This is a genomic window from Anaerococcus obesiensis ph10, assembly GCF_000311745.1.
GTDB classification, from domain to species: domain Bacteria; phylum Bacillota; class Clostridia; order Tissierellales; family Peptoniphilaceae; genus Anaerococcus; species Anaerococcus vaginalis.
Window position 1 is genome coordinate 182,613 of record NZ_HE978531.1, and the last position, 10,057, is coordinate 192,669.

Annotated in this window: 12 protein-coding genes; 8 read left to right on the forward strand and 4 right to left on the reverse strand. The window is 27.6% G+C overall.

What is annotated here, in order from left to right; translation table 11 throughout:
* The first annotated feature begins 126 nt into the window (after positions 1-126).
* The 3 genes from HGAG_RS00920 (at position 127) to thiC (ending at position 2,931) form a co-directional block, all read left to right on the forward strand.
* Positions 127-1,083, forward strand: a complete 957-nt coding sequence (locus HGAG_RS00920; protein ID WP_019117522.1) for an L-lactate dehydrogenase — start codon at positions 127-129, stop codon at positions 1,081-1,083.
* A complete protein-coding gene (locus HGAG_RS00925; RefSeq protein WP_019117523.1) occupies positions 1,076-1,408 on the forward strand; it encodes a hypothetical protein in 333 nt (110 codons plus the stop codon). Before HGAG_RS00920 ends, HGAG_RS00925 begins: the two co-directional genes overlap by 8 nt.
* 227 nt (positions 1,409-1,635) lie before the next feature.
* On the forward strand, positions 1,636-2,931 hold the full coding sequence (thiC, locus tag HGAG_RS00930; protein WP_019117524.1) for a phosphomethylpyrimidine synthase ThiC: 1,296 nt from the start codon (positions 1,636-1,638) through the stop codon (positions 2,929-2,931).
* 35 nt (positions 2,932-2,966) lie between these two features.
* Here thiC and HGAG_RS00935 read toward each other — a convergent pair whose 3' ends face one another.
* From HGAG_RS00935 to HGAG_RS00945, 3 genes are read right to left on the reverse strand one after another with little or no spacing between them, the layout of a single operon-like run.
* Positions 2,967-3,638 carry an HAD family hydrolase gene (locus tag HGAG_RS00935; RefSeq protein WP_019117525.1) on the reverse strand — a complete coding sequence of 224 codons (672 nt, stop codon included), beginning with the start codon at positions 3,636-3,638 and terminating at the stop codon, positions 2,967-2,969.
* A 4-nt stretch (positions 3,639-3,642) separates the two neighbouring features.
* Positions 3,643-5,526 carry a heavy metal translocating P-type ATPase gene (locus tag HGAG_RS00940; protein ID WP_019117526.1) on the reverse strand — a complete coding sequence of 628 codons (1,884 nt, stop codon included), beginning with the start codon at positions 5,524-5,526 and terminating at the stop codon, positions 3,643-3,645.
* Between the two features lie 9 nt (positions 5,527-5,535).
* Positions 5,536-5,754: a hypothetical protein gene (locus tag HGAG_RS00945; protein ID WP_004838994.1), complete on the reverse strand. Its 219-nt coding sequence runs from the start codon at positions 5,752-5,754 to the stop codon at positions 5,536-5,538.
* A gap of 147 nt (positions 5,755-5,901) precedes the next feature.
* On the opposite strand from HGAG_RS00945, the gene HGAG_RS00950 reads away from it, so the two are divergent.
* Positions 5,902-6,237: an ArsR/SmtB family transcription factor gene (locus HGAG_RS00950; RefSeq protein ID WP_019117527.1), complete on the forward strand. Its 336-nt coding sequence runs from the start codon at positions 5,902-5,904 to the stop codon at positions 6,235-6,237.
* A 90-nt stretch (positions 6,238-6,327) separates the two neighbouring features.
* On the opposite strand, the gene ypfJ is transcribed toward HGAG_RS00950, so the two are convergent.
* The gene (gene ypfJ / locus HGAG_RS00955) at positions 6,328-7,185 is read right to left on the reverse strand and encodes a KPN_02809 family neutral zinc metallopeptidase (protein WP_019117528.1); all 858 of its coding nucleotides are present in this window, start codon (positions 7,183-7,185) and stop codon (positions 6,328-6,330) included.
* A gap of 132 nt (positions 7,186-7,317) precedes the next feature.
* Between ypfJ and HGAG_RS00960 the strand changes: the two genes are divergently transcribed.
* From HGAG_RS00960 to HGAG_RS11525, 4 genes are all read left to right on the forward strand, one after another.
* Entirely contained in the window at positions 7,318-8,145 is an 828-nt protein-coding gene (locus HGAG_RS00960) for an exodeoxyribonuclease III (protein WP_019117529.1), read from the forward strand.
* Positions 8,146-8,286: 141 nt separating this feature from the next.
* Complete coding sequence (locus tag HGAG_RS11810; protein ID WP_244263787.1) at positions 8,287-8,658, forward strand: acylglycerol kinase family protein; 372 nt, start codon at positions 8,287-8,289, stop codon at positions 8,656-8,658.
* Positions 8,659-8,692: 34 nt separating this feature from the next.
* On the forward strand, positions 8,693-9,181 hold the full coding sequence (locus HGAG_RS11815; protein ID WP_244263788.1) for a diacylglycerol/lipid kinase family protein: 489 nt from the start codon (positions 8,693-8,695) through the stop codon (positions 9,179-9,181).
* A 204-nt stretch (positions 9,182-9,385) separates the two neighbouring features.
* Positions 9,386-10,057, forward strand: a 672-nt coding sequence (locus tag HGAG_RS11525; RefSeq protein ID WP_026074024.1) for a hypothetical protein, incomplete at its 3' end; no start/stop codon positions are given.

The window sequence follows — 10,057 nt, forward strand, 5'->3', positions numbered from 1 at the left end:
GGATTTTTTATTTTCCAAAATATTAACAAATATGTTAAGTAAAATAAGCTAGAAATTTAAAAAATATTTCATTTAAAAAATAAAATCGTATAATCAAAAAGTAAAGTTAAGTACATGGAGGTATTTATGAATAAGTTAGGAAGAAAAGTTGTTTTGATTGGTAGTGGATTTGTAGGATCTTCTTATGCATTTGCTTTGGTTAATTCTGGACTTGCAAGTACTCTTTCAATTATTGATATAGATAAGGACAAGGCGATTGCAGATGTTAATGATTTGATGGATGCAAGTTGTAAAACACAATCTCCAACTTTGGTTAAGGAAGGTTCTTACGAAGACTGTAAAGATGCTGATTTGGTTGTTTTGTGTTATGGAAATAGCCAAAAAAATCTTACAAATAGACTAAATGATATAAAAATTGCAAGTAGGATGGTTGTTGATACAATTCCAAAAGTTATTGAAAATGGTTATGATGGAATAATTTTGCTTGCAACAAATCCAGTTGATGTTATTTCAAAAGTTGTTCAAAAAGTTTCAGGTCTTCCTTATAATAAAATTGTAGGAAGTGGAACAAATCTTGATACAGCAAGATTTATCCAATATTTGGCAAAAGAAGTAACTTGTAATCCAAAAGATGTTGAAGCTTATGTAATAGGTGAGCATGGCAATTCATCAGTTGCTTTGTGGTCAAATGCAAGAATTAAGGGGATTTCTATTGATAAATTTTTAGATAATATTGACAATGAGGATAAGTTTAAAGAAGAAGTTTCTGAAAAAATTAGGGACAAGGCTTTTCAAATTATAAAAGGAAAAGGTGCAACTCATTTTGGAATTGCAAATTGCTTGCTTGATTTTACAAGAGCAATTTTATTGGATGAAAAGAAAATTATAATGACATCAGCATATCTTGATGGAGAATATAACAACAAGGGTTTATACACAGGAGTTCCAGCAGTAATTGGGGCAAATGGATGTGAAAAAATTCTTGAGATGGACATTTCTAAAAAGGAACAAGAAATGTTTGATAAATCATGCAAGGATCTTGAAGAAAATTATAAACTTGCCCAAGAGGTTTTGGATGAATAAATTATATTATAAATATTTTCTTTTTGGAATTTGTGATATTATAATTTGCTTTGCTCTATATAAAATGATAAATATTTATGCTGGACTTCTTGGCTTATTTTTATCTAATATGTCTAAGGCATTTTTTGAAAAATCTTTTTATAAAAGTATAGATAAGTTTAAAAAGCTAGCAAAAAATTCTAATTTAAGTTATGAACAATTATCAGATATTTGTAAAATGGATGAAAATGATATAAAAATTCTTATTGGAAATGAAAACAAGGGATTTAAAGCTGAAAATATTAAGCTGGCTATTAAAAATTTAGAAAATTATTTAAATAAATAATTAGTATAGAGTCATATTATTATGGCTCTATTTTTTTGCAAAAATTTAAGCTTTATTTTACTTAATTTCTTTTTTCTACTATAATGATAATTGTAAATTAATGATCTATGGGAGCTATGTGCTGAGAGGAAGTTCGACTTCGACCATCAAACCGGACAGGATAATGCCTGCAAGGGATGAAGCATATTTATTCTCCTATAAGTAATTTTAGGAGGTTTTTTTAATTTATGAAATATAAGACACAGATGGAAGCTGCAAAACATGGTTTTGTAACTGAAGAGATGAAAATTGTTGCCAAAAAAGAAAATGTTAGTGAAGAATTTCTTTTAGAAAAAATAGCAAAGGGCGAAATTGTAATTCCTAGAAATAAAAATCACAATTCCATTTCTCCAGAAGGAATTGGCACAGGATTAAAAACTAAAATCAATGTAAATTTAGGAATTTCAAAAGATTTAAATGACCTTGATCTTGAGATGCAAAAAGTTGATATGGCACTAAAAATGGGGGCTGAATCAATTATGGATTTATCAAATTATGGTAAAACTCAAGAATTTAGAAAAAGATTAATTGAAAAATCTACAGCGATGATTGGGACTGTTCCTATGTATGATGCAGTTGGATTTTTGGATAAGGGTTTAAGTTTTATAAAAGCAAAAGAATTTTTGGATGTTGTAAGAAACCATGCAGAAAATGGAGTTGATTTTGTTACAATTCACTGTGGAATAAATAGGGCAAACGCTGAAATTTTTATGAGAAATAGAAGGGTAAATGAAATTGTATCTCGTGGTGGATCACTTTTATTTGGTTGGATGAAAATGAATGATAAAGAAAATCCATTCTACGAATATTATGATGAACTTTTAGATATTTTAAGAGAATATGATGTTACCTTATCACTTGGAGATTCTTTAAGACCAGGTGGAATTCACGATGCAACAGATCCTGCCCAAATTGCAGAACTAATTACTCTTGGAGAGCTTACAAAAAGAGCTTGGGAGAAAGATGTTCAAGTAATAATTGAAGGACCAGGACACGTTCCAATAAATGATATTGAAATGAATATGAAACTTGAAAAAAAATTATGCCACAACGCACCATTTTATGTTTTGGGACCTTTGGTTTGTGATGTCGCTCCAGGATATGACCATATTACAAGTGCAATTGGAGGAGCAATTGCAGCAAGTTATGGAGCAGATTTCCTTTGTTATGTAACTCCAGCAGAACATTTGAAACTTCCAGATGTTGATGATGTAAAAGAAGGAATTATTGCAGCAAAAATTGCAGCTCATGCTGGAGATATTGCAAAATTAAAAGACGCAAGCAAATGGGATCTTGAAATGAGCAAGAGAAGGCAAAAACTTGATTGGGAAGGAATGTTTGAACTTGCAATTGATCCTGAAAAATGTAGAAGATATAGAGCTTCATCAAGTCCAGAAGAAGAAAATACTTGCACCATGTGTGGGGCAATGTGCTCAGCTAGAAACATGAATTTAATTCTTGAAGGAAAAGATATAAAATTATAAAATTTAAAAAAGTGCGAAAAGATTTCGCACTTTTTTTACAATATTTTTTTAATTTCAGATAAATTTTTTACTTGATAAGTGAAATTTTCATCTGAAATTTTTTTGTCTTCCTTATTAAAATAAATAGATTTGATTTTTGAATTTTTTGCACCAATTATGTCTGATTTTATGCTATCTCCAATCATGATTAAATCATCATTTGAAAATTTTGTAAGATCCATTATTTTTTGGAAAAATTTCTTATCTGGTTTTTCAAAACCGATTTTATCTGATACAAAAATTTTATCAAAATACTTATCAAGATTTGATTTTTTTAACCTATTTTCCTGCATTTTATATATCCCATTGCTTGCAGTAAAAATTTTGTATTTATCCGATAAATATAATAATAAATCCTCAATTCCGTCGACCATTTCAATTTCATAATATAAAAAATTTACAAATAAATCATTGAAAAGGCCTTTTTCTATATCTAGATTAAAATATTTACCCATCAAATAATCTCTTTTTATAAAAACTTCTTTTATATTAATTTCTCCTAATTTTTGCTTGGTCCATAAAATATCATTAACCTTATTAAAATAAGAAAAATCTTCTTCTTTAAATTTTAAATTGAAATTTTTTAAAGTTTTTAAAAAAGAATTTTTGGAACATTTTTCAAAATCAAAAATCGTATCATCTATATCAATTAAAACTGCTTTAATCATTTTACTATTTTAAATACATACATCTCATAGCATTTAATACAGCTATAATTGTAACACCAACATCTGCAAAAATTGCAGCCCACATTGAAGTAAGTCCCAACGCTCCAAGAATTAAAACTATAATTTTCACACCGATTGAAAAATATATATTTTCTTTTACAATTCTTAGACATTTTTTTGAAACTTTTATGGCCGTTGGAATTTTTCCTGGATCATCATCCATCAAAATCACATCAGCAGCTTCAATTGCTGCATCTGAACCCATAGCTCCCATAGCAATTCCTACATCTGCTCTGGTAAGTGATGGGGCATCATTAATTCCATCTCCAACAAAGGCAATTTTTTTATTTACATCATCTTTTTTATCTAAAATTTCTTCAAGGATTTTTACCTTGTCTTGAGGGAGAAGTTCACTGTAAAATTCATCTAAAGATAAATTTTTTGCAACATTTTCTCCAACTTCTTTAGAATCTCCAGTAAGCATTATTGTCTTGCTTATATTATTTTTTTTCAAATCAGATATAGCTTTTTTAGAATTTTCTTTTATTGTATCTGATATTACAATGTGACCTTGGTATTCATTATTTATTGCAAGATGGATAATGGTTCCAATTTTTTCACAAGCTTTCCATTCTATATTTAATTTATCCATTAATTTTGAATTTCCAAGGTAAACCTCATCATCATTTACTTTTGCACTTATTCCATAGCCTGAAATTTCTTTTATATCACGAATTTCACAATCATCTTTTTCGTTTGGATAGGCTTTTCTCAAAGAATCTGCAATAGGGTGGGTTGAATATCTTTCAACGTGACTTGCTATATGAAGAAGTTCTTCTTTAGATAATTTTTCTGGATGAACAGCTGTTACTTCAAAAGTTCCCTTTGTTAAGGTTCCGGTTTTATCAAAAATGATTTGGTCAACATTTGATAAAATTTCCATATAATTTGATCCTTTTACAAGAATTCCCTTTTTGCTTGCAGATCCAATTCCTGCGAAAAATGATAGGGGAATAGAAATTACCAAAGCGCAAGGACAAGAAATTATTAAAAATATCAAGGCCCTATAAATCCAAGAAGAAAAATTTGGACTTTGACCTATTAAAAATAAAAATATTCCTGGTAAAAACGCTAAGGCTAGTGCAAGATAAACAACTACTGGTGTATAAATTCTTGCAAATTTTGTAATGAAATTTTCAGATTTTGATTTTCTTTCAGACGCATCCTCAATTAATTCTAAAACTTTTGTAACAGTAGATTCTCCAAATTCTTTTGTAGTTTTAACTTTCAACAATCCATTTAAATTAATTGAACCTGAATATATTTCTGAATCCTTTTTTACATCTTTTGGAAGAGATTCTCCAGTCAAAGCTTTTGTATCAAGAGAAGATTCTCCATCAATTACAATTCCGTCCAAAGGAACTTTTTCTCCTGGCTTAATTATAATTATTGAGCCAATTTCTACTTCATCTGGATCAACTTCAATTATATTTCCATTTTCATCTTCAATATTTGCATAATCAGGAGCAATGTCCATTAAATCAGCAATAGATTTTCTACTTTTACCAACAGCGTAAGATTGAAAAAATTCTCCGATTTGATAAAAAAGCATAACAGAAACAGCCTCTACAAAATCATTGCTTTTTGTATAAATTGCAAGAATAATTGCGCCAATGGTTGCAATCGACATCAATAAAGATTCATCAAAAGCTTGTTTATTTTTAATTCCATTAAATGCCTCAAGCAAAACATCATAACCTACCAAAAGATAAGATATTAAATACAAAAAGAGATTAACAATTCTATCAAAATTTGTAAATTGAAGAATAATTAAAATCACAGCAGATAAAATAATTCTGCTTAAATTTTTCTTTTGTTTTTTACTCATAATTTATCCTTAAAAATAAATCTCACAATCTTTTTCAATTTTTCTACAATTTTTCAAGACATTTTCCATAACTTCTTTATCATCTACACCATCTTCAAAAGTAACTTTCATTTTTAACATCATAAAATTTATGGTGCAATCTTTTACACCATCAGTATTTTTAGCTTCAATTTCCATTTTATTTGCACATGAAGGGCAATCCACTTCAATTTTGTAAGATTTTTTCATAAAATTCTCCTTTAATTAAAAATTTACGATTAAATAATTATTTAATTGTATCTAAGTTCATAATACAAGATTATTTATGTAAAGTCAATAAAAAAATTTAAATTAAATTTTATTTTTGTGGTAAAGTATAAATAAGGAGAGAAATAAATGAAATTACCACATAAACATTATAAAAACGACGATAAAATTGATTTTTTATTAGAAGAAGAAAAGGCATCAGATATTTCAAAAGCTTTCAGACATTTGGGAGATTCAAAAAGATTACAAATTTTTTGGCTTTTATGCCATAGAAAAGAATGCGTAATAAATATAGCAGCAATTATGGGAATGTCATCTCCAGCGATAAGCCATCATCTAAAAATTTTAAAAACAGCAGGACTTATTTCATCAAAAAGAGAAGGCAAAGAAATGTTTTATAAGGCAAACGACAATAAACTAAGCGAATTTATGTTTAATGTAATTTTAGATACTAAAAATTTATAGGAATAAAAAAGATAAGCTAAAAAATGAAGTGAACTACTCAATCCGTATTCCGGATTTTTAGGTTCACTTCAAAAGCTTATCTTTTTTATTTTAAATATTAATTTTAATTTCATAATCCAAATTTTTGTAAAATTCCATGGAATGTTCAATGTCATGATATTTGTATCCCATATCGAAAGCATTTTTTCTATCTTTGCTTGAGCCGTGAGTAAATTTATCTGGATTTATGCTTGAGCCAGACATTTTTTGAATTTTGTCATCTCCAATTGATGATGCAGCTTTCATTGCTTCTTCAATATCTCCTTTTTCTAAATATCCATTTTCTTTTGAAAAATATGCGTAAACTCCAGCAAAATAATCGGCTTGCAATTCTTGAGCTACTGAATATTTATTGTAATCTTTTTCGGATAATTCTTTTTGAAGTTGTTGAGTTTGATTTAATATTCCTAATTCATTTTGAACGTGATGACCAACTTCGTGAGCAAGGACATAAGCAAAAGCAAAATCTCCACCAGCTCCAAATGTATTTTTTAATTCATCGTAAAAAGAAACATCAATATAAATAGCTTCATCAAGGGGACAATAAAATGGTCCCATACCAGATTGAGCTATTCCACAAGATGACTTTGTTGTTTTTGTATAAATAGTCATGCTAGGCTCCTTGTAAGTCAAATTATATTCAAAAAATTTTTCATGCCACATATCTTCTGTATCAGCAAGAACAACAGAAAGAAAATCTTCCAATTCTTTTTGATTTTCAGAAATAGTTTCTTCATACCTATTTTCTTGTGTTTCATTTACATTTTTATTATTTATAACAGAAGGATCTGCTCCAAGAAAATATAAAATAAGAACTAAAATAAGTCCACCAATTCCACCACCAAAAACAACTGGTGCACCAGAGCCTCTATTTACATTGGAACTTTTTCTCCTATTTTTCCATTTCATATTAACCTCCAATTTTTTCTATTAAATTAATACCCTAATTTAAACAAGTTAATATTTATTTTTGATAATAAATTGGTAATATTTTAAAGTTTTGGTAAAATATTTTTAATAATATAAATTAAAGGAGATACAATGAAGTTTATTTCATGGAATATAGATTCCCTAAATGCTGCTCTTACAAGTGATTCAAATAGAGCTGTTATGTCTAGGGATGTTTTAAAAACTATAATTATTGAAGATGCCGATGTGATTTGTCTTCAAGAAACAAAATTACCAAGAACTGGTCCTAGCAAAAAACATCATAAAATTTTGGAAGAATATTTTCCATCTTATGATTACGCATGGGTAAGCTCTCAAGAGCCTGCAAGAAAATCATACGCAGGATGTTTAACGCTTTATAAAAAAAATCTTCAAACAAAAATTACTTTTCCAGTTTTGGATGCACCAGATACAATGGATCAAGAAGCAAGAATTATTACTTTAGAGTTTGAAAATTTTTATTTGACACAAGTTTATACACCAAATGCAGGAAATGGTCTAAACAGACTTGAGTTAAGACAAATTTGGGATGAAAAATTTGCAAATTATTTGGAAAATTTAGACAAAAACAAAGCAGTAATTGCTTGCGGAGATTTTAATGTTGCACACAAAGAAATTGATTTGAAACATCCAGAAAATAATCATGAATCAGCTGGCTTTACAGATGAAGAAAGAAATGGATTTACAAATTTATTAAACAAAGGTTTTGTAGATACATTTAGACATATTCATGGAGATGTTGAAGGAAAATATACTTGGTGGGCACAAAGAGTAAAGACAAGTAAGATTAATAATTCTGGCTGGAGAATAGATTATTTTATAGTATCAGACAGAATAAAAGATAAAATAAAAGAATCTAATATGATAGATTCTGGAGACAGACAAGATCATACACCAATATATTTATCAATAGATATATAATTTTAAATTTGCAGAATAAAATATTTAGAAATTGAAAAATTTTTAAATGTTTTATTCTGTTTTTTAATTGATTTAAATTTGGGTATATTTTAAAAGTAGAAGGAAATAAAAAATTTAAATTAACTCACACTAGGAGATATTATGAAAAAATGTATGCTAATTGAAAATCCAAATTCAGGCGATGGAAAAAATGATGAATTTATGGAAAAATTAAAAGAAAAATTACAAGATGAATTTGATGAAATTATTGATAAAAAAACACAAAAAGAAAATGACGGCGAAAATTTTGCAAAAACAGCTTGCGAAGAAAAATTTGATTCAATATTTGTAGTTGGAGGAGATGGAACATTTAATGAAGTAATAAATGGGGTTTCCAAAATGGACTACAGACCAAAAATTGGCTTATTGCCAGGTGGAACAAATAACACCTATATGCAATTAATAGGTGGTTCAAATGATCTTTGTGAGGCGATTGAAAAATTATCATTTGAAAAACAAAAAAAGTTGATATAGGAAAATGCAACGACACATATTTTTCTTACTATGTTTGTTTTGGAAAATTAATAGAAGCAACAACATCAACAGATTCAAAAGAAAAGAAAAATTGGGAGGATTTGCTTACGTTAAAAATGTTCTAAAAACATTACCAAAAGATGAAACAGTAGATATAAAAATTGAATACGAAGATAAATCTTTTGAGTGCAAAGCATCTTTGGTATATGTTATGACAGTAAATAAAATTGGTAATTTAGAATTTTCCAAAGATAAGGCAGACCTTAGCGATGGATATTTAAATGTATTTGTAATGACAGACGAAGGAATAATGTCAAAAGTAGATGCAGCTAAAGATATGCTATTTGGTAAAGTAGACGAAAATGAAAATATAAAATCATTTACCTGCAAAAAACTTTCAATAAAAAATTTGGAAGATAAAAAAATAGAATTAGATATGGATGGAGAATTAAACGAACAACTTCCATGCCAAATAGAAATATTAGAAAAACACGTAGAAATTTATATGCCTAAAAATAATTAAATTTTATAATAATATAGATTTGCGTTTAATAAATAACTTCATCTTATTAACTTATAAAATTTTTGTATTTCAAACTCTTGCTTTTTATTTTTTTGTGTAATATGATATAAAAAGTGACTATACATAAAAAAAGTGTGTAGTTTTTAAGATTAAAAATATATTTTATGTTTTAAAATAAGAAATCAATATTTAAGGAGAAATTGAGTGAAGAAAATTGCAAAAATAATTAGTTTGTCAGCAATTATGTTAGTAGGAAGTTCTGCTATTAGCTATGCTGATGATGGAGTGCAAAAAGCTGTAGATCAAATATCAACAAATTATAAGATTGAATCAGATTTAAGCTCTGATGATAAATTAAATAATGAAGAGACAATAAATTCTTCTAAAGAAAATAGCTTAGATAACGAGAATCAAAATTCTGTTGATAAAACTATAATAAATGAAAAAGAATCAATAGATGATGAAAGCAATGAAGAAAAAGACAGTAATTTAAATTACAATAACAGCAAAGATAATCAAGAAAAAATATATAATATAGAAGATAAAAAAGATTCAACAAATATTACTAAAAATGTTGAAAATGAAGAAAGTTTGAGTATATCAGATGATAAGTCATTTGATAATGTAAAGAGTCAATCAAATCTAAATCAAAAACGTTTTAAAATTTATAAAGAAAACGGAAAAATTTATTGTATGAACATAGATGATAATAAACTTGTTGATACTGGTTGGATAGACTATGATGGCAGAAGATATTTTTGTAAAAAAAATGGAGAACTATATGTAAACCAAATAATAACTTTTGGCCCAAAAGTAGCGTATTATTTAGGAAGTAATGGTTATGTATTAAAATCTGTATTTGAAGATAACGGAATA